Origin of the sequence: Marinibaculum pumilum, assembly GCF_042646425.1 — a bacterium.
GTDB classification, from domain to species: domain Bacteria; phylum Pseudomonadota; class Alphaproteobacteria; order Ferrovibrionales; family Ferrovibrionaceae; genus Marinibaculum; species Marinibaculum pumilum.
Genome location: NZ_JBHRTR010000007.1, coordinates 48,316 through 67,741 on the forward strand (window position 1 = coordinate 48,316; position 19,426 = coordinate 67,741).

The window sequence follows — 19,426 nt, forward strand, 5'->3', positions numbered from 1 at the left end:
TCCGGCCGGGCCGCCCTGTTGCTGACCTAGTTCCGGCAGGACCAGGGGGTCGCCGCCGGATGGTCGGACCGTGAGGGTCAGACCAGGTCGTGCTTCGACAGCGGCAGGTCCGAATAGGCCTTGCCGGTCGCCGCCAGGATGGCGTTCGCCACCGCCGGTCCGATCGGCGGGGTGCCGGGTTCGCCGGCGCCTGTCGGTGCCTCGGCCGAGGCAATGACGGCCACCTCGACATCCGGCATGTCGGAGATCCGCAGCGGCTCGTAGGTGTCGAAATTGGCCTGGTCGACGATGCCGTCGGTCATGGTGATTTGGTTGCGCAGGATCGCCCCCAGGCCATAGCCGATGCCGCCCTCCATCTGAGCCTTGATGTTGTCGGGGTTGATCGGCACGCCGCAATCCACGGCGCACCAGACCTTCTCCACCTTGAAGGTCCCGTCGTCGTTCTTCGACACCTCCGCGATCTCGGCCACATAGCTGTTGAAGGAGCGGTGCACCGCGACGCCGCGATGCCGGCCCTGCGGCGGCCCGGCATCCCAGTTCGCCATCTCCGCCGCCTTCTTCAGGACGCCGGTCTTGCGCGGATCGTCCTTCAGCAGGGCCAGGCGATAGGCGACCGGGTCCTTGCCGGCGGCGCGCGCGGCGCGGTCGATCATGGTCTCCATCGTATAGGCGTTCTGGGTATGGCCGACGGACCGCCACCACAGCACCGGCACCTTGGACTGCGCCATGGTGGATTCGACCTGCACGTTGGGGATCGCATAGGTCATGTCCTCGATCCCTTCGACCGAGGCGCTGTCCACGCCGTTATGCACCAGGACCGGCTCGAACGGCGTGCCGGCGAAAATCGACTGCCCGACCGAGTGGAAGTAGAGCCCGGTGGGCATGCCGTCCTTGTCCAGCGCCATCTTCACCTTGTGGGCGAAGGCGGGGCGGTAATAGCCGCCGGTGATGTCATCCTCGCGGCTGTAGACCAGCTTGACCGGCTGCGGCTTGCCCCAGGCCTTGGCCAGCATCGCCGCCTCGGCCGCATAGTGGGAGTTGTAGATCGCACGGCGGCCGAAGGAACCGCCTGCCCACATCGTATGGATCGCCACCTTCTCCGGCGGGATCTCCAGCACGCTGGCCGCGACCGCCTGGTCGATGGTCTGCAGCTGGGAGCCGGTCCAGATTTCCGCCGTCTCGCCGTCGAAGCGGATCGCGATGTCGATCGGCTCCATCGGCGCATGGGCGAGATAGGGGAAGGTATAGTCCGCCTCGATCACCTGTGCGGCATCGGCCAGGGCCTTGCCCACATCGCCGTCGGAGCGGCCGACCGTCCCCGGCTGCTGCGACCGGGCGGCCCATTCCTGCAGCATCGTGTCGGTGGAGCGGGTCTCCGCCTCGGCGGCGTCCCATTCGATCTCAAGCAGGTTGCGCGCCTTCAGCGCCGGCCAGGTGGAGGTGGCGAAGACCGCGACCCCGACCGGCAGCGGCACCACGGCCAGCACCCCGGGCACCGCCTTGGCCGCGGTGTCGTCGACCGCGACCAGCTTGGCGCCGAACATCTTCGGCTTCTGGATCACCGCGACGACCATGTCGTCGAGATGCAGGTCCATGCCGTAGGTGTTGGGCGCGCCGTGCGACTTGTTGACGACGTCGACCCGGGGAAAGCCCTTGCCGATATAGACCCAGTCCTCCGGCTTCTTCAGGTCGACCTGGGTCGGCACCCGCAGGGCGGAGGCGGCCTCCGCCAGCTCGCCGAAGCTGGCGCTGCGGCCGGACTTGGCGTGCATCACCTTGCCGTCCTTCACCTCAAGGTCGGCGAGCGCGACCCCCCACTGCTTCACGGCTGCATCCTTCAGCATCGCGCGGGCGACGGCACCGGCCTCGCGGTACTGCATGAAGGAATTGGCCATGGCGGTGGAGCCGCCAGTGCCCATGACGCCGAACGCCAGGTTCTTGTAGACCGGCGTGTCGGCCGGGGCATACTCGACCTGCACCTGGTCGGGCCGGGCGTCCAGTTCCTCGGCGACCAGGGTGGCGAGGCCGGTGGCGGAACCCTGGCCCTTGTCCAGATGCTTGATGATCACGGTGACGGTGTCGTCGGGGGCGATCCGGACGAAGGGGTTGAAGGCGCCATCGCCGGTGGCGGCGCGGGCGCCGGTTCCCGGATTGGCCAGGGCGGGCAGCTTGAGCCCGATGACGAGGCCGGCGCCGGCGCCGGCGGAGAGCTTCAGGAAGCCGCGGCGGCTGGGGGTGGTCAGCGCCTTCGGCATGCGGTGTGGCATCGGCAGCATGATCAGCCCTCCATGATCTCGGCGGCGCGATGGATCGCGGCGCGGATGCGATGGTAGGTGGCGCAACGGCAGGCATTGCCCCACATGGCGGCGTCGATATCACCGTCCGTCGGCTTCGGCGTGTCGCGCAGCAGCGCCGTGGCGCTCATCATCTGGCCGGACTGGCAATAGCCGCATTGCGGCACGGCCAGTTCCTCCCAGGCGGCCTGGATCGCCTTCGCTTCCTTGCCGGAGATCGCCTCGATGGTGGTGATCTCCATCCCGGCGGCGTCGGCGGCCATGGTCTGGCAGGACCGGATCGGCGTGCCGTCGGCCTGTACGGTGCAGGCACCGCACATCGCGATGCCGCAGCCGAATTTCGGTCCCGTGATCTTGAGTTCGTCCCGCAGCACCCACAGCAATGGCGTGTCGTCCTCGACATCCACCTGGCGCTGCTCGCCATTCACCTTGAGCGTGATCATCCGGTCTCCTCCCGTTATGGCCAGGAGATGAGGCGCATGGTGACGCATGTGGCGGCGCCCGTGATGGCGGCCGCGGCGCCGCAGCCCGCGCGGGCGTGCGGCTCATGCCGGGTGGCGCGGCCGCATGCGGGTCAGGTCTCTGCGATCATCTCCTGCCGGACGTGGCGGCCCTTCCAGGACTCTCGTTCGTCCGATACGGGTAGTGTTGCGCTCAATACAGCCGTGAATCAAGCGCAGGGACCACGGAAGCAACCTTCCGGGCGATCACGTTTTCACCGATGCACGCGCCTGGGGTCAGTCCGCGAGGCGGCGGAAGCGGGGCCGGTCAGGGCCGTCCAGGGCGCCGGTGTCGAAGTCCAGGACGAAGCTGCGGATACCGCCCTGGATGCCGGGCTCGAACTGCAGGAAGCCCATCGGGTCTTCCATCCCGCGCGCCGCGGGGTCGGGAAAGTGCACCGCGAAGATGTCGCCATCCCAGTGGGTCAGCGCGATCTGGGTGTTGCGCGGGCCCACCGTCAGGAGCAGCGGGGCGGACCCGTCCGCATCCACCGCGACCCGGCCGAAGATCGGGCTGTCGTAGAGCCCGGCATAGGCGGCGAGCGGCAGCGCGGGCCGCGGGTTCGCCGGCGGCGATTGCAGCACCTCACGCTCGGCCGCGTCGCGGGCCGCCGCGGCCTGCAGCAGGAGCGCGCCATGATCCACCGCCGGCCGGCCGCGCATCGCGTCCAGGAAACGGTTGCCGATGGCGTCGCCGGCACCCGGCAGGGCGAGATTGGTGAGCACGACGATGCCGACCTTCCGGTCGGGGTCGAAGCCCAGGAAGCTGGCGAAGCCGTTGGTGCCGCCGTTGTGCCAGATCACCCGGCCGGCCGCGTCGCTGCCGGCGACCAGGCCACTGGCATAGGAACCGCCCTGCACCACCGCCACCTGCGGCAGCCAGGTATGGGTCAGAGCCGCCTCGCCGATCACGGTCGTCCCGTCGACCGTGCCCCGGTTGATCTGCAGCCGCAGCCATTGCGCCATGTCGACGATGTTGGAGTTGATGTTGCCCGCCGCGCCGACATTGTAGAAGTCTTCGTCGAACGGGATCGGATGGATCGCACCGCCGGAGCGGCTGTGGCCGACGGCATGGTTGGCCGCGCCGGAGATCGCCGCGGCCGTGTTGCTGGTGGCCGTCATGCCGAGCGGGCTCAGGATCCGGTCGCGCAGGAAGCTCTCCCAGGACGCGGCATCGCCGGCCTTCATCACCACCTGCTCCGCCACCAGGTGCAGCACGTTCTGGTAGCCGAAGGTGGTGCGGAAGCTGCTGACCGGCGCGACATGGCGGATGGCGTCGATCATCGCCTGCCGGTCATAGCCCAGCACCACCATCTCTCCCAGCACGTAGGGGGGCATGCCGCTGCGCTGCGCCAGCAGGTCGATCACCCGGAACTCCGCCGTGACCCAGGGATCCATCATGCGGAAGCCGGGCACCAGGTCGACCACCCGGTCGTCCCAGGCCAGCCGCCCCCGGTCGACCAGCCAGGCTTCGGTCCCGGCGGCGAAGGACTTGGTGATCGAGCCGATCTGGAACAGGGTCTCCGGGTCCACCGCCGCACTGCCGCCGAGCTGGCGCTGGCCGAAGCCGCGTGCATGCACCAGACGGTCGTCGGCGACGATGCCGATCGCCACGCCGGGAATGCCGGCCTGCGCCATGAAAGCCTCGACATAGCTTTCGAAGGCGGGAAGGGCTGCCTCGACCTCGGCCTGGGAGGTTTCGGCCGCCTGTGGGCGCGGTGCCGCAGCGGCATGGAGGACGAAGGCCAGTGCGGCGAGGATCAGGGCCGCCGTGGTGCGGCGCATGGTGGCGATAAAAAGGGCTGCAGGGCGCGAAGCGCGCATCGGAATCCCCCGATCGGTGCCGCCCGGTTCGGGCCGGCGGATGCAGCCGCGGCAAGTGTCGCCGAACGGCCTGTTCTTGCAAGCCCGAAATTCCGCGCCGGGCGGTGGCAGGAAGGACGAACGGTCCCTACCCTCGCGGCGGTTGAACGGTGCAGCGCGCACGAGGACGGGGGAGCGGCACATGACGGAGCCGATGCAGGTGCGGATGATCGGCGTCACGATCCGCCGGCCCTGGCGGCAGGTGTACGACTTCGCCGCCGAGCCGCGGAACATGCCGCGCTGGGCCTCCGGCCTCGGTGCCGGCCTGCGCCACGAGGAGGGCGCGTGGATCGCCGACGGGCCGGAGGGCCCGGTCCGGGTCCGTTTCAGCGAGCGCAACCCGTTCGGCGTGCTCGATCATCGGGTCGTGCTGGCGCCGGGGGTGGAGATCCTGGTTCCGATGCGGGTCCTGCCCAATGGCGACGGCGCGGAGGTGCAGCTGGTGCTGTTCCGCCAGCCCGGCGTGACGGACGAACGCTTCGCCGCCGACGCCGACTGGGTCGCCCGCGACCTGGATGCGCTGAAGCGCCTGCTGGAGGCGATGCCGGACTGAACCGGATCAGCTCTGCAGATCCGCCTCCAGAACGGTGATCGCCAGGGAATTGTCCGCCGTCGCGCCCAGACGGTCGCGGGCGGTGGCCCAGCGTTCCTCCGTCAGGTTCGCCATCGGCGCAGCCATCTTCATGGCCCGGCCCAGGTCGGCGGCGATCTTCACGTCCTTGGCCAGCAGGCCGACGGCGAAGCCGGTAGCGAACTTCTCCCCCACCACATGGTCCTTCATCACCACGTCGGTGTGGAAGTTGCGCCCCGTGGAGACGTTCATGATCTCCACCATCGTGCCCGGGTCGAGGCCGAAGCGGCGGCCGATCAGCATCGCCTCCGCGGTCGCGACATAGCTGGCCGCTGCCACCATGTTGTTCAGCGCCTTCATGGCATGGCCGCTGCCCAGCCCGCCGGTGCGGAACAGCCGCGCGCCCATCGCCTGCAGCACGGGCTGTGCCGCCTCGATCGCGGCCGCGTCGTCACCGCCGATCATGATCGCCAGCTCGCCGGTCTTGGCCCGCGCCACGCCGCCGGAGACCGGCGCGTCGAGCAGCACGGCGCCGCGCTCGGCCAGAACCGGGCCCAGCTCCTTCGTGCCGACCGGTTCCGAGGAAGACATGTCGATGATGATGCAGCCGGGCTTCAGGCCGGCCGCGAAGGCGCCGCCCTCGGCCGCAGTCAGCACCTCGCGCACGATGGCGCCTGTCGGCAGCATGCAGACCACGACCTCGTTCGCCGCCACCTCGCCCAGGCCGGCGGCGGCGCGGCCGCCGACCTCCGCGGCGAAGCGGCCGGCCAGGTCGGGATCGGCGTCCTGCACCGTCACGTCATGGCCGGCGGCCACCAGGTTGGCGGCCATGGGCCAGCCCATATTGCCGATGCCGATGAAGCCGATCCGCATGTCGGTCCTCCCCCTTCTGCGCGTGTTGCCTGTCTCAGCGGGACCGGATCACTCCAGCCCCATCTCCTTCAGTACCTCGGTGGCGTTGCGGAAGCTGTCCACCGCGGCGGGGACACCGGCATAGATCATCGTGTGCAGCAGCACCTCGCGGATCTCCGTCGGGCTGGCGCCGTTGGCGATCGCGCCGCGGACATGGGTGCGCAGCTCGTTGGGCCGCGCCAACGCCACCAGCATCGCCATGGTGATCATCGAGCGCGTCTTGCGGTCGATATGCTGGCGCTGCCAGATCTCGCCGAAGCAGTAGCGGGTCACCAGGTCCTGCATCGGGCCGGTGAAATCGGTGGCGGCGGCGATCTGGTCCTCTGCGCCCGCTGCGCCGAACATGTCGCGGCGCACCTCCAGCCCGGCGGCGAAGGCCTCTTCCGCCGTCGCCGGTATTCCGGGCCGGCCGGGCCCCGCCGCCTCGGTGTCGAAATGCAGGACGGTCAGCCCGCCGGTGGCGTAGTTCTCGGTATCGGCGTGGACCTGGCGGCCGATCTCGGACTCCATCGCCGCCGCCATCGCCGCGGCGTTGGCGAACTCGCCCTCGAAGATGCAGAAATACGGAGAGTCGGCGCCGACCCCGGCGACGTCGAAGGCGAAGCGGCTGGCCTTCAGGCCCGGCAGCTTCGCCGCCAGCGGCAGGTGGGTCTCCACATAGTAGCGGCGGAAATGCTCCGGATCCTTCGGATGTCCGTAGAGCACGACGAGCTTGTGCATGGCCTGGCCTTTCGGTCGGGTGAAAATGCGGGGGTCAGATCTTCGGTGTCGGGATCGCCGGCAGGGCGGCGGCGACGGTCTCCGCCACCGCCAGCAGGGCGCGGTCGCCGCCGGGCGGGCCGTCCAGTTCCAGCGCCACCGGCAGGCCGGCGTCGGTGATCCCGGCCGGCAGGCTGATGCCCGGCACGCCGGCATTGCTGCCGGGATCGGTGTTGCGGATCGTGGTCATGAAGGTCGGCACCTTCTGCCCGTTCAGCAGGGTCTCCTCGTCGTCGCCGATCGGCGGTGCGGGCAGCGGCACGGTGGGGAAGACGAAGGCGTCGACACTGTATTTCGCCAGCCCGTCGCGGTAGGCGGCGATCAGGCGCGGGCGCTGCTCCTCCACCGCCACCTTCCAGGCCGCCTCCGCCGCCTCCGGGGCCTGCGCCAGCAGGGCATCGAACAGCCCCTTCACGTCGGGGCTGGCGACATGCGGCGCGATATCTGCGGCACGCAGGTCCAGCCCGGCGGCGGCCAGATAGGCGTCCAGGTCGACCCGGCCCTCATGGAACACGATCGGGAAGCCGACCGCGGCCGTCAGCTCCGCGATGCCGGGCAGGTCGACCTCCACCAGCTGGATGCCGGCATCGCGCAGCCGCGCCAGGGCGTCGCGGCAGAGGCGGCCCGTCTCCTCGTCCAGCCCTTCCCAGAAATGGCTCTGCGGCACGCCGAGGCGGATATCCGCCGGCGCCTTCGCCGGCAGCGGCGCATCCTCGCCGGTGACGATGCCGTCCAGCAGCGCCAGGTCGGCGATTGTGCGGGCCAGCGGACCGGCCGTGTCGCGGGTGGAGGAGATCGGCACGATGCCCGCCTGCGGCCAGCGTCCCGTCGTCGGGCGCAGGCCCATCACGCCGCAGAACGCCGCCGGCACCCGGACCGAGCCGCCGGTATCGGTGCCGATGCCGGCAGGCACGATGCGCGCGCCGACCGCGGCGCCGGTGCCGCCGCTGGAGCCGCCCGGCACCCGCGTCGGGTCGTAGGGATTGCGCACCGCGCCGAAGGCGGCGTTGTTGCTGGTGATGCCGTAGGCCAGCTCGTGCATGCCGGCCTTGCCGAACAGCACCGCGCCGGCGTCGAACAGCGCCTGGGCGACCGGCGCGTTGCGCTTCGGCCGGTGGTCGCGCAGCGCCGGCGTGCCGGCGGCGGTCGGCAGGGCGGTGGTGTCGATATTGTCCTTCAGGGTCAGCGGCACGCCGCAGAGCGGCGGCAGGGTGCCGCCGGCGGCGCGGGCCTTGTCGGCGGCGCGGGCATCGGCCAGCACCGCATCCGCGTCGAAGAAGGCGAAGGCGTTCAGCCCGGCGGCCCGTTCCGCCTGCGCCAGGCAGGCCTGCGCCGCCGCCTCCGCGGTCAGCGCGCCGTCGCGGATCGCGGCGGCCAACGCGGCGACGCCCATCTCGTGAATGGCCTGGTCATGTTTGCCCGGCATGGCACCCCCTCCTCCTTCGTGACGGGCCGCGCCTTGATCGGCGGCCGCGCAGACGCGACGCTAGCCGCTGTTCGCCAGGACGCAAGTCGACAGACAGAAGGCAAGGGGGAAAGCGACGATGGAGTACGCGGACGGTATGGAATATGCGCGGCTGGGCCGCACCGGGCTGGAGGTCTCCCGCATCTGCCTTGGCTGCATGACCTACGGCGATCCGCCGCGCGGCAATCATCGCTGGACCCTGGACGAGGCGACGGCCCGGCCGTTCTTCACCCGGGCGCTGGACCTGGGGATCAATTTCTTCGACACCGCGAATGTCTATTCCGACGGCTCCAGCGAGGAATATCTGGGCCGGGCGATCAAGGACCTGATCCCGCGGGAGGAGGTGGTGATCGCCACCAAGGTGCATGGCCGCATGCGCCCCGGTCCGAACGGCGGCGGCCTGTCGCGGGCGGCGATCATGATGGAGATCGACCATTCGCTGCGCCGCCTGGGCACCGACCATGTCGACCTCTACCAGATCCATCGCTGGGACTATGCCACCCCGATCGAGGAGGTGATGGAGGCGCTGCACGACGTGGTGAAGGCCGGCAAGGCCCGCTATATCGGCGCCTCCTCGATGCATGCCTGGCAGTTCGCGAAGGCGCAGCAGGTGGCGGAGCGCAACGGCTGGACCCGCTTCGTGTCGATGCAGAACCATCTGAGCCTGCTGTACCGGGAGGAGGAGCGGGAGATGATCCCGCTCTGCCAGGACCAGGGGGTCGGCCTGATCCCGTGGAGCCCGCTGGCCCGCGGCAAGCTGACCCGCCCCTGGGACGCGAGCTCCGCCCGGTCGGAGACCGACGAGCTGGGCAAGCGGATCTACGCCACCATGCCGGAAGCCGATGCCGCCGTGGTCGCCAGGGTCGGCGCGGTGGCGGAGGCCCGCGGCATCCCGCGCGCGCAGGTGGCGCTGGCCTGGGTGCTGAACAAGCCCGGGGTCGTGGCACCGATCATCGGCGCCTCGAAGGAGAGCCACCTGGACGATGCGGTCGCGGCGCTGAAGGTGAAGCTGACCGAGGACGAGGTGAAGACCCTGGAGGAGGCGTACAGGCCGCATCCGGTGCTGGGTTTCCGCTGAGGGGCTGGTCGCCGCGCCTCTCCGGACCAGATTCGCCTGCAGGCAGTATCTCAGGCGGAGGATCCGACGATGACGGGATGGTTCCGGACGGGTGTCGCGGCGGCAGGGCTGCTGGTGCTGCTGCTGGCGGCCGGTGGTGGTGGTGCCGCGGCGGCGGAGCTGTCCGCCCTGCGGCAGGGCGGCTACGTGATCTATTTCCGGCATGCGGACACCGACTTCTCCAGCCGCGACCGGATCGAGGGCCCCGGCGACTGGCGCAGTTGCGACCCGGAGCGGATGCGCCAGCTGTCCGATACCGGCCGGGCGGAGGCGGTCGCCGTGGGGCGGGCGATCCGCGCCGCCGGCATCCCGGTCGGCCGGGTGGTGGCCAGCGAGTATTGCCGCACAGTGCAGACCGCCGAACTGCTGGACCTGGGTCCGGTGGAGGCGGGCACGGCGATCTTCAACATGCGGGCGCAGGATTATGTCGGCGGGCGGGATTCGCTGATGGCGACCGCGCGGGCGCTGCTGAACGAGCCGCCGCCGGCCGGCAGCAACACGGTGGCGGTGGCGCACGGTAATCTGGGACGCGCGGTGCTGCAGGTCAGCCTCGGCCAGGGCGAGGCCGTCGTGCTGCAGCCAGGCGGTGCCGGCGGTCCGGAGGTGGTCGGCGTGTTGGGCCCGGCGGACTGGGAGCGGTTCGCCCAGAGTGAATAAGGGGGCGAACAGGCGTTGCGACCGCGATCGTCATCCCGGGCCTGACCCGGGATCCATTCCGCCAGCTTCCAGGCTTCTCGCCCTTTTGCGGAATGGATTCTCGGGTCAAGCCCGAGAATGACGCCATTTCAGTCAGACCGGGGACGGTCCGGCGTCGTCAGCCCTCCGCTGCGTGGGCCGAACCTGGCGGGTCGTGGTAGCGGCTGGAATAGAATACCAGCGGTGGCGCGTCGCTATGCTCGCAGTGCGAGACCTCGGCGATGAACAGGCTGTGGTCGCCGACATCCACCTGGCGGACCAGCTCGCAGGCGAAGAAGGCGGTGCAGCCGGCCAGCCGGGGCAGCCCGGCGACCAGGTCGTAGTCCGGCGCCAGCCGGGCCACCGGCCGGCCGGCGAAATGGGTCGACAGGCCCTGCGCGCCCTGCGGCAGGACATTGACGCCATAGCGGCCGCCGGCGGCGATGGCGCGGTGCATCCGCCCCGGCATCACCGAGACCAGGACCGTCGGCGGCGACAGGCTGACGGTGACGAAGCTGTTCGCCGTCATGCCGTTGAGGCCGCCCCCGCCGTCGGGTACCGTCACCACGGTGACCCCGGTGACGAAGCGCGAGGCGGCCGCACGGAAGGCCACGGGGCTGGCATGCTCCACCGGCAACGGCTTCAGGCCATCGCGCCGGCCAGCAGCTCCGGCGGCGTCATCCGGGTGATCCAGGCGTCGATCCGGGCGGGCGTCGACAGTCGGTCCCACTGCCGTTCGGGATAGTTGAAGTTCTCCGTGAAATCGTCGGCCAGCGCCTTGTTCTGCGACATGGTGCCGATCAGCCGGCCCATCGCCTCCGACGGCGGCTGCAGCATCAGGTTGGTCCAGCGCGCCGCCGCCAGCACCCGGTCCTGGCGGCGCAGGTCGACCTTCTCGCAGAAGCGTTCGTCCAGCACCTCCGCGGCGACGATCTCTTCCCCCAGCACGAAGGCGGCGTAGGAGGCGATATTGGCGCCCTGCCCCATCATCGGGTCGACGACGGAATGCACGTCGCCCAGCGCGATCGCGCAGGTGCCGTCGTCGAAGGTGACGCAGCTGCGCCGGACGGTGGGCACCACCCCGCCCTGCAGCAGGTCCTGCGGCTGCGCGAGGTCGAAGCGGGCGGTGTCGATCCGGTCGTAGGTGGTGGGGTGATGCGTCTCCAGCGCGTCCAGGATCGCCTGCCGGAAGGCGGCGGGGTCGTCCTCGTAGCGCAGCCCGGCCAGGCCCTCCATGTCGCCGCCGGGCACGTTCTCCATCAGCAGCGCGGTGGCGATGCCGTCGAAGGTGACGGTCGGGATCACGATCATCTCGCCATGGCCGGGCGAGACGGAGAGGGTGACGTTCATCGGATCGGGCTGCCGCACCCCGGTATAGAGGCCGACGCAGAGCCGGCGCTGCGGCTGGGTATAGGGGCTGTGCTCCGGCCGGTAGTCGAACAGCTGGCCCAGCGGGCCGCGCCCGGCGGCCACCACCAGCAGGTCGAAGCGGGCGGCGAGGGCGGGGATCTCCGCCTCCTCGATGCGGCGATACTCGATCGCACCGCCGCGTTCGGCGAAGACCTCCATCAGGGCGGGCAGGTAGAGGCGGTAGTCGACGGCGCGGCTGGGGCTGGAGAAGTCGCCGCGGAAGCGGATCGGCTCCGGAAAGCTGAAGACATGGTCGTGATAGGTGTAGTGCAGCGCCGGATCCGACCATTGGTCGAGCCCCAGCTGCCGTTCGCGCTCCAGGGTGACATGGTGATGCGCCACGGTGTTGATCAGGCGGCTGTCGCGATAGGCGTCGGGTTCCCGGTCGGTGATCAGCACCGCCTCCACGCCGTGCTTCTGCAGGTAGAGCGCCAGATGCAGCCCGGCGACGCCGGCCCCCACGATTCCGATCCTGTGTCCCATGCCATTTCCTCCCCGGCTTGTTTCGGGAAGGCTAGCGCCATGCCCGGTATCGATCTATGGAATGGATGGCATAGGAATTATTCCCGATGGGAATGTAGAGATGGACCGGATCGATGCCCTGCGGGCCTTCGTGCGGGTGATGGAGGGGGGCAGTTTCTCCGCCGCGGCGCGGGAACTGGCGATCGGCCAGCCGGCGGTCAGCAAGCGGATCGCCCTGCTGGAGCGCGAACTGGGGGTGCAGCTGTTCCTGCGCACCACCCGCCGCCTGCGGCCGACCCCGGAGGCGGAGCGGGTCTACGACCTGGCGCGGCAGATCCTGGGCAGTTTCGAGGAGGCGCGCGCCCGGGTGACGGAGGCGGTGCCGCGGCCCTCCGGCCTGCTGCGGGTCAGCCTGCCCTCGTCGTTCGGACGCCGTTTCCTGATGCCGGTCGTCGCCGCTTTCGTCCGCGACTATCCGGAGGTGCAGGTCGACCTGCGCTTCAGCGAGCGCTTCGTGAACCTGGTGGAGGAGGGGATCGAGCTGGCGGTGCGGATCGGCAGCCTGGAATCCAGTTCCCTGGTCGCCCGCCGCCTGGGCACGATGCGGCGCCATCTGGTGGCCAGCCCGACCTACCTGCATGGCCGGCCGGCGCCGCGCACCCCTGCCGACCTGGCGGCGCATCACTGCATCGTCTATTCGCGGCTGTCGCCGGCCGACGAATGGACCTTCGAATCCGAACATGGCCGGCATGTCGCAAGGGTTGCCGGCCCGGTCATGGTCGACGATGCCGATGCGATGCAGGACGCGGTGCTGCGCCACCTGGGGATCGCCATCCTGCCGGAATGGAACGCGGCGGAGGGCTTGGCGCGCGGCGCGCTGGAGCCCGTGCTGCCGGACTATTCGGTCGCCAGCCTGCCGCTGCATGCGATTTGGCCGGAGCAGCAGTGGATGTCCCTGCGGGCGCGCTGCTTCCTGGACCTGCTGGTGCAGTCGGCACCCGGTTTCGCCGGCGGCGCCCCGGAGCCCGCCTGAAACGGCGCTACCGCTGGCGCACGGTGCGGGCCATCACCGGGAAATATTCCCGGCCATAGCCGGCGGCGCTGGTCTCCGCCAGCCGCTGTTCGGCCAGGGTCGCGCCGGGCGCCTCGAAGCCCAGCTCGCGGGCCAGTTCCAGCGCATAGGAGATGTCCTTGCGGGCATAGTCGGTGGGAAAGGCGTCGAGGGGGAAACTGTCGGGGATCATCGCCTTCATGCCGTGGTTGCGCAGCGCGAAGCTGTCGGCGGAGCCCTTCGACAGGGTCTCGAACAGCAGGGCGCGGTCCATGCCCGCCGCCTCCCCCAGGGCCAGGGCTTCCGACAGGGCCACGACGGTCTGGAACAGCACCATGTTGTTCATGATCTTGGCGACCTGGCCGCAGCCGACCGGCCCGCAATGGGTGACCTCGCTGGCGGCAAGGGCCAGCAGCGGCCGGATCGCGGCGAACAGCTCCGGCGCGCCGCCCACCATGATGCTCAGTGTGCCCGCCTCCGCGGCCGCCCGGGTGCGGGCGACCGGGGCGTCCGCGAACCGGACATCCCTTTCGGCCAGCTCCGCCGCCAGCCGCCGGGTCAGGCCGACCGGGGTGGTGGACAGGTCGACGATGGTCAGGCCCGGCCGGGCGGATGCGGCGATGCCGCCGGGCCCGGTCAGCACCGCCTCCACCTCCGGCCCGCCGGGCAGCGACAGGAACAGGGTGCCGCAGTCCGCCGCGAGCGCCGCCGGGTCGGCCACCGGTCGGGCGCCCTTCTCCGCCAGGCGCTGCACCCGCTCCGCCCCGATGTCGTGCACCAGCATGGTGCGGCCCGAGCCGGTCATGATGTTGCGGCAGATCGGCGCCCCCATCACGCCGAGGCCGATGAAGCCGATGGGCGCCTGCCCGTTCGCCGGGTCTGTCGACATGAACCCCCTCCCTGATGTTGCGCCAGCATCGAACACCAAATCCGCCGCCAGATCGACGCTCCGCCCGCGCAGTTGGCGTTTGACTTCCATCTCGCGGGTGCGAAACACTTCCCCTCCGGTCCTACGCGAATAGGTTGGCCTACGCGAATAGGCCGATCCAACAGGGGAGCTGGTCGCCTGACATCCACCGACATGCCGTCGCTCTACATGGCGACCTCTCTGGCCGATGCCGTCGCCGCGCTGGCCGCGCGCGGGCCTTCCGCCGCGCCGATGGCCGGCGCGACCTGGATCATGCGGTCCGGCCTGCGCGACGAGGCACATCGCCCGTCCTATGTCGCCCTGTCGCAGATCGCGGAACTGTCCGAGGTGGCGGTCGATGCGGATGCGGTGTCGATCGGCGCCTGCGTCACCCATGCCCGCCTTGCGTCGGCGCTGGCCGATGCGCCGGGTGGCGTGCCGTTCGACCTGCAGGTGCTGGCGCAGGCCGCGGCCGGGGCCGCCAATCCGCAGGTCCGGGCGGTGGCGACGGTGGGCGGCAACCTGAACGCGATCGGCTTCGCCGCCGCCGACCTGGTGCCGGCCCTGCTCTGCCTGGATGCCAGTGTCGAGATCGCCCGGCCGGACGGGTCGGAGAGCATGAAGCTGGACCGCTTCCTGGCGGCACGCGAGGATCTGTCGCCCGGCAGCCTGGTGGCCCGGATCAGGGTGCCGCGCTCCGCCGGCAGCGGCCGGTCCTGGCGCAGCGCCCATGCCCGCCTGCCGCTGCGGGTCGCCGGCGACTATCCGGCGGCGATCGTCAGCCTTGCCGTCGCGCTGGACGAGGCCGGCGCGATCGCCGAGGCACGGGTGGCCGTCGGCGCGGTGGAAAATGTGGCGCGGCGCTGGCCGGAGCTGGAGGCGCGGCTGACCGGCGGGTCGCCGGACCCGGAAGCGGCCGCGGCGGCGGCGAAGGAATTGCGGCACGGGTTCACCGCCCGCGACGGGGTGGAGGCGCCGGGCAGCTATCGCCTGCAGGTGCTGCCGGCGCTGGTGCGCCGCGCCATGGCGGCATTGGGGACAGGGCGATGACAGTGGAGATCGAGGTGAACGGCGAGGTGCGGCGCCTGTCGGCCGACCCGATGACCCCGCTGGCCGAGGTGCTGCGGACCGAGTGTTTCCTGACGGGCACCAAGATCGCCTGCGCCGAGGGCTTCTGCGGTGCCTGCACGGTGCTGCTGGACGGCGCGCCGGCGATGTCCTGCCTGCTGCCGGCCGGCCTGGCCGCCGGCAGGTCGGTGCGGACGGTGGAGAGCCTGGCCGATGCCGCCGGCGGCACCCTGTCGCCGCTGCAGGCGGCGATGGAGGGGCATGACGCGGTGCAGTGCGGCATGTGCTTTCCCGGCATCCTGATGAACCTGACCGCCCTGTTCGAGAACGGACCGGCGCCCGATCGGGATGCGATCCGCGAGGCGTTGGACGGCAATGTCTGCCGCTGCACCGGCTATGAGCGGATCGTCGAGGCGGCCTTGTCCCTGGTGGCGGATGGCCGGTCCGCGGAGGCAAAGGCATGACTGCGGAAGCGTTGGACGCACCCTTTCCCGCGGCGATCGGCGCCGACCTGCCGCGGCGCGATGCCCGCGACAAGCTGCTGGGACGAACCCGGTTCACGGTGGACCGGGCGCATCCCGGCATGCTGCATGCCGCCCTGTGCCGGGCGGATGTGGCGCGGGCGCGCATCAAACGGATCGACACCGCCGCCGCCCGCGCCATGCCCGGGGTGCGAGCCGTGGTCACGGCCGCCGATGCGCCGGGCCTCTACGGTGTCGGCATCGCCGACCATCCGCTGTTCGCGGTGGACGAGGTGCGCTTCAACGGCGAGCCGCTGGCCGCCATCGCCGCCGACACCCTGGCACAGGCGCAGGCCGCCGCCGCGGCGATCGAGGTGGAGCTGGAACCGCTGCCGCCGGTGCTGACGATGGCGGAGGCGCTGGCGCCGGATGCGCCGCTGCTGCACCGGAACTGGCGCAATTACGAGGAACTGGTGCCCGGTGGCGCGCGTGGCGGCAATGTCGCCTGGGAGGCGACCGTGGTGCGCGGCGACACCGATGCCGCCTTCGCCCGGGCCGATGTCACCGTGGTGGAAAGCTGCTTCCGGGTCGGCCGGCAGAACCAGCTGGCGATGGAGCCGCGGGCCTGCGTGGTGACTTTCGAGGATGGCCGCTTCCTGATCGAGACCTCGACCCAGGCGCCCTGGTCGGTGCGGGCGGCGACCGCGCGGCTGCTGGGGGTCGCGCCGTCGGAGGTGCGGGTGATCGTGCCGGCGGTGGGCGGCGGCTTCGGCCTGAAGTTCGAGTTCGCGGTGGAACCCTTCGCCGCCCTGCTGGCGCGCGCGACCGGCCGGCCGGTGCGGCTGGCCAATTCCCGGCGGGACGAGATGCTGACCTCCCTGGCGCGCGAGAATGCGGAGATCCGCATCCGCTCCGCCGTCACCGCAGAGGGGGAGATCGCCGGGCGCGAGGCTGTGGTGCTGATGGATTGCGGCGCCTATGGCGGCGAGCAGCCCTTCCTGACCACGATGACCGCCCATACCCTGGGCGGCAATTACCGGCTGGGCTCGGTGAAGCTGGCCAGCCGCGCGGTCTATACCAATACCGCGCCGACCGGCGCCTTCCGGGCCTGCAACGGCACCTACAACACCTTCGCGCTGGAGCGGCATACCGACGAGATCTGCGCCGCGATCGGCATGGACCCGCTGGACTTCCGCCGCCGCAACGTGATCGGCGATGGCGCGCTGGGCTCCACCGGCCAGGTCTTCCAGGGCGATGTGCTGGACCCGATGCTGGACCGGATGGCGGCGCTGCACCCGCCCGGGCCGCGGTCGAAGACATTGCCGGACGGCCGCTTGTGGGGCCGGGCGACGGTGGTCGGCACCTGGTTCGTCTTCGTCGGCCCGTCGGCGGCGGCGGTGAACCTGAACCCGGACGGCACCGCCACCCTGGTGACCTCCGGCGTCGAGATCGGCTCCGGCTCGATGATGCAGGCGCTGCCGCAGATCGTCGCCAATGCGCTGGGCCTGCGCCCGCAGGACGTGGTGATCCGCGCCGCCGACACCGATTCCGCCGGCTACGATGTCGGCGTCGGCGGCGGCCGGCAGACCGTCTCCCTCGGCGTGGCGGGAGAGGCGGCCTGCGCGGAGGTGCGCGCCAAGATCCTGAAACATGCCGGCGAGATGCTGGAGGCGGCGGAAGCGGACCTGGAGCTGGCGGACGGCCATGTCGCTGTCGTCGGCGTGCCGGGCATGCGGGTCTCCATCGCGGAGGTCGCGCAGCGGGCGCAGGGGATCGGCGGGCCGATCTCCGGCAGCGGCGCCTTCACCGGGCCCGGCACCGCGGCGATGCCGGGCTGTGCGGCCGGCCACATGATCGAGGCGCTGGACCTGCCGGTCTTCGCCGTGCACGACGCCGAGGTCGCGGTCGACCCGGAAACCGGCCATGTCGAGGTGCTGCGCTACAGCGTGGTGCAGGATGTCGGCCGGGCGATCAATCCGCGGGCGATCCGCAACCAGGTGCAGGGCGGCGTGGTGCAGGGCCTGGGCTATGCCCTGCACGAGGAGATCACCATCGGCCCCGATGGCCGCATCCGGCAGGACGGGCTGGAAAGCTATCGCGTGCCGCTGGCCCGCGACACGGTGCCGGTGGAGATCGAGCTGTACGAGGGCGCGCCCTCCCTGGGGCCGCTGGGTGCCAAGGGGGCGGGCGAGATCCCGATCCTCAACGTCGCGGCGGTGATGGGCTGCGCGGTGGCCAATGCCACCGGCCGGCCGGTGCACGAGATCCCGCTGACCCCGCCGCGGGTACTGGCCCTGCTTGAGGGCGAGGGCGGGCCGCCCGAGCTGCCGCACATCGCGCAGGACTGGCGCGCAAACCTGCTGCCCGGCGCGGAACGGTAGGCACCGGCCTCTATTCCGCACCTGCCGTCGGGCCGAAGCTGCGCCGGTAGGCCGCCGGCGGCACGCCGTAGCGGCGGCGGAACTGGCGGGCCAGGCTTTCCGGCGCGGCGAAGCCGGCGATCGCCGCGATCTGCGCCAGTTGCAGGCGGCTGCCTTCCAGCAGGTCGCGTGCGGTGTCCACCCGGGTGCGGATCAGCCAGGCACCCGGCGCCATCCCCGTCATGTCGCGGAACCGGCGGGCGAAGCTGCGCTCGCTCATCGCGGCGAAGCCGGCCATGCGCGCGACCGGCCAGTCCTCCGCCGGACGGGCGCGGATCTCGTCCAGCAGCTGCGCCAGCCGCCCCTCCCTTGGCCCCGGTACCGGGCGGTCGATGAACTGCTGCTGCCCGCCCTCGCGGTGCGGCGCCATCACCAGCCGGCGGGCCACGGTGTTGGCCGCCGCCGGCCCGAAATCCTGCCGCACCACATGCAGCAGCAGGTCGATGCCGGCGGCCGAGCCGGCGGAGGTCAGGATGTCGCCATTGTCGACATACAGCACCTCCGGCAGCACCGCGATCGCCGGATGGCGCGCCTGCAGCTCTGCCGCATAGCGCCAGTGGGTGGTTGCCGTGCGGCCGTCCAGCAGACCCAGCGTGGCCGGCAGGAAGGCGCCGGAGCAGATGGTGACGATCCGCGCGCCCGCTTCATGGGCGCGCAGGACGGCGGCGGCCAGGGCGGGAGCGGGCGGCGGCCCGTCGCGTCGCCAGCCGGGCACGACGATGGTGCCGGCCTGGTCCAGCACATCCAGCCCGCCTGCCGGGGCGATCCGGACCCCGCCGCCGGCGGCAACGGGCCCGCCCTCTTCGCTGCAGGTGGCGAAGCGGTACCAGTCGGCACCGATCTCCGGGCGCTCGAGCGCGAAGATCTCGGTGACGATGCCGAACTCGAAGGTGGCGAGCCCGTCGTAGAGCAGGGCGGCCACAGCGCGCCGGTCGCGGCCGGGTCGCCGGGACGATGTCATATGCGACGCTGTCATTGGCAGGATCTGTCGGTCATTTGTCGATTATGCCACTCACGGCCGGAGCCTGCACGGCCCTAGTCTGCGCCTCTCACCGCTTATGAGGAGTGGATCAATGAGCAATGCCGTGACCGCCGTACCTGCCGCGCCGCCCGCCGAGGCCGAGGCGCATTTCGCGGCCGAGTTCGCCTTTGAGACCGACTGCTGGGACGTGCATGAGGCCCTGGTGTCGGGGGCACCGGGCTTCGTCCTGCTGGACGTCCGTGGGCCGGCCCTGTTCGCTGCCGGCCATGTGGCCGGCGCGGTCAGCCTGCCGCACGGCAAGATCACCGAGCGCCGGATGGCGGACTGGCCGGCGGAGACCCTGTTCGTCACCTATTGTGCCGGCCCGCATTGCAACGGCGCCGCCCGCGGCGCGCTGCGGCTGGCGAAGCTGGGGCGGCCGGTGAAGATCATGGCCGGCGGCGTGACCGGTTGGCTGGACGAGGGCTTCGCGCTGGAAAAGGGCGGTACGGCGTCGTAAGGGGGGTTAC

General features: G+C 71.1%; 18 protein-coding genes. 8 read left to right on the forward strand and 10 right to left on the reverse strand.

Annotation, left to right across the window (positions count from 1 at the left end):
* Positions 1-77 precede the first annotated feature (77 nt).
* The 3 genes from ACFOGJ_RS02630 to ACFOGJ_RS02640 form a co-directional block, all read right to left on the reverse strand.
* The gene (locus ACFOGJ_RS02630) at positions 78-2,276 is read right to left on the reverse strand and encodes a xanthine dehydrogenase family protein molybdopterin-binding subunit (protein ID WP_379897897.1); all 2,199 of its coding nucleotides are present in this window, start codon (positions 2,274-2,276) and stop codon (positions 78-80) included.
* Positions 2,277-2,278: 2 nt separating this feature from the next.
* Positions 2,279-2,737: a (2Fe-2S)-binding protein gene (locus ACFOGJ_RS02635; RefSeq protein WP_379897899.1), complete on the reverse strand. Its 459-nt coding sequence runs from the start codon at positions 2,735-2,737 to the stop codon at positions 2,279-2,281.
* A 294-nt stretch (positions 2,738-3,031) separates the two neighbouring features.
* Positions 3,032-4,618 (reverse strand): serine hydrolase, encoded by a 1,587-nt coding sequence (locus ACFOGJ_RS02640; RefSeq protein ID WP_379897900.1) that lies wholly within the window; start codon positions 4,616-4,618, stop codon positions 3,032-3,034.
* A gap of 181 nt (positions 4,619-4,799) precedes the next feature.
* On the opposite strand from ACFOGJ_RS02640, the gene ACFOGJ_RS02645 reads away from it, so the two are divergent.
* The gene (locus ACFOGJ_RS02645) at positions 4,800-5,210 is read left to right on the forward strand and encodes a polyketide cyclase (protein ID WP_379897902.1); all 411 of its coding nucleotides are present in this window, start codon (positions 4,800-4,802) and stop codon (positions 5,208-5,210) included.
* 6 nt (positions 5,211-5,216) lie between these two features.
* Here ACFOGJ_RS02645 and ACFOGJ_RS02650 read toward each other — a convergent pair whose 3' ends face one another.
* The 3 genes from ACFOGJ_RS02650 to iaaH are packed head-to-tail and all read right to left on the reverse strand — an operon-like array spanning position 5,217 to position 8,325.
* Positions 5,217-6,101 (reverse strand): NAD(P)-dependent oxidoreductase, encoded by an 885-nt coding sequence (locus ACFOGJ_RS02650; RefSeq protein ID WP_379897903.1) that lies wholly within the window; start codon positions 6,099-6,101, stop codon positions 5,217-5,219.
* A gap of 48 nt (positions 6,102-6,149) precedes the next feature.
* Positions 6,150-6,860 (reverse strand): EthD family reductase, encoded by a 711-nt coding sequence (locus ACFOGJ_RS02655; RefSeq protein ID WP_379897904.1) that lies wholly within the window; start codon positions 6,858-6,860, stop codon positions 6,150-6,152.
* A 34-nt stretch (positions 6,861-6,894) separates the two neighbouring features.
* Positions 6,895-8,325 (reverse strand): indoleacetamide hydrolase, encoded by a 1,431-nt coding sequence (gene iaaH / locus ACFOGJ_RS02660; RefSeq protein ID WP_379897906.1) that lies wholly within the window; start codon positions 8,323-8,325, stop codon positions 6,895-6,897.
* Positions 8,326-8,443: 118 nt separating this feature from the next.
* Between iaaH and ACFOGJ_RS02665 the strand changes: the two genes are divergently transcribed.
* Together ACFOGJ_RS02665 and ACFOGJ_RS02670 are read left to right on the forward strand one after the other, a co-directional pair.
* Positions 8,444-9,442 (forward strand): aldo/keto reductase, encoded by a 999-nt coding sequence (locus ACFOGJ_RS02665; RefSeq protein ID WP_449288567.1) that lies wholly within the window; start codon positions 8,444-8,446, stop codon positions 9,440-9,442.
* Between the two features lie 69 nt (positions 9,443-9,511).
* A complete protein-coding gene (locus tag ACFOGJ_RS02670) occupies positions 9,512-10,138 on the forward strand; it encodes a histidine phosphatase family protein (protein WP_379897907.1) in 627 nt (208 codons plus the stop codon).
* A gap of 157 nt (positions 10,139-10,295) precedes the next feature.
* Here the strand turns inward: ACFOGJ_RS02670 and ACFOGJ_RS02675 are convergent, their stop codons facing one another.
* Positions 10,296-10,769 (reverse strand): flavin reductase family protein, encoded by a 474-nt coding sequence (locus tag ACFOGJ_RS02675; RefSeq protein WP_379897908.1) that lies wholly within the window; start codon positions 10,767-10,769, stop codon positions 10,296-10,298.
* A gap of 29 nt (positions 10,770-10,798) precedes the next feature.
* Positions 10,799-12,049, reverse strand: a complete 1,251-nt coding sequence (gene styA, locus ACFOGJ_RS02680; protein WP_379897910.1) for a styrene monooxygenase subunit StyA — start codon at positions 12,047-12,049, stop codon at positions 10,799-10,801.
* Between the two features lie 100 nt (positions 12,050-12,149).
* On the opposite strand from styA, the gene ACFOGJ_RS02685 reads away from it, so the two are divergent.
* On the forward strand, positions 12,150-13,061 hold the full coding sequence (locus ACFOGJ_RS02685) for a LysR family transcriptional regulator (protein WP_379897912.1): 912 nt from the start codon (positions 12,150-12,152) through the stop codon (positions 13,059-13,061).
* A gap of 7 nt (positions 13,062-13,068) precedes the next feature.
* On the opposite strand, the gene ACFOGJ_RS02690 is transcribed toward ACFOGJ_RS02685, so the two are convergent.
* Entirely contained in the window at positions 13,069-13,968 is a 900-nt protein-coding gene (locus ACFOGJ_RS02690; protein WP_379897913.1) for an NAD(P)-dependent oxidoreductase, read from the reverse strand.
* A 192-nt stretch (positions 13,969-14,160) separates the two neighbouring features.
* On the opposite strand from ACFOGJ_RS02690, the gene ACFOGJ_RS02695 reads away from it, so the two are divergent.
* Genes ACFOGJ_RS02695 through ACFOGJ_RS02705 form a run of 3 tightly spaced genes read left to right on the forward strand, consistent with a single transcriptional unit; the run spans position 14,161 to position 17,896 of the window.
* Complete coding sequence (locus tag ACFOGJ_RS02695; RefSeq protein WP_379897914.1) at positions 14,161-15,036, forward strand: FAD binding domain-containing protein; 876 nt, start codon at positions 14,161-14,163, stop codon at positions 15,034-15,036.
* Positions 15,033-15,518, forward strand: a complete 486-nt coding sequence (locus ACFOGJ_RS02700; protein ID WP_379897915.1) for a (2Fe-2S)-binding protein — start codon at positions 15,033-15,035, stop codon at positions 15,516-15,518. Before ACFOGJ_RS02695 ends, ACFOGJ_RS02700 begins: the two co-directional genes overlap by 4 nt.
* The gene (locus tag ACFOGJ_RS02705) at positions 15,515-17,896 is read left to right on the forward strand and encodes a xanthine dehydrogenase family protein molybdopterin-binding subunit (RefSeq protein WP_379897916.1); all 2,382 of its coding nucleotides are present in this window, start codon (positions 15,515-15,517) and stop codon (positions 17,894-17,896) included. Before ACFOGJ_RS02700 ends, ACFOGJ_RS02705 begins: the two co-directional genes overlap by 4 nt.
* A 10-nt stretch (positions 17,897-17,906) precedes the next feature.
* Here ACFOGJ_RS02705 and ftrA read toward each other — a convergent pair whose 3' ends face one another.
* Complete coding sequence (gene ftrA / locus ACFOGJ_RS02710) at positions 17,907-18,896, reverse strand: transcriptional regulator FtrA (protein WP_379897918.1); 990 nt, start codon at positions 18,894-18,896, stop codon at positions 17,907-17,909.
* Between the two features lie 112 nt (positions 18,897-19,008).
* Here ftrA and ACFOGJ_RS02715 point away from each other — a divergent pair, with 112 nt between their 5' ends.
* Positions 19,009-19,416: a rhodanese-like domain-containing protein gene (locus ACFOGJ_RS02715; RefSeq protein ID WP_379897920.1), complete on the forward strand. Its 408-nt coding sequence runs from the start codon at positions 19,009-19,011 to the stop codon at positions 19,414-19,416.
* The last annotated feature ends 10 nt before the right edge of the window (positions 19,417-19,426 follow it).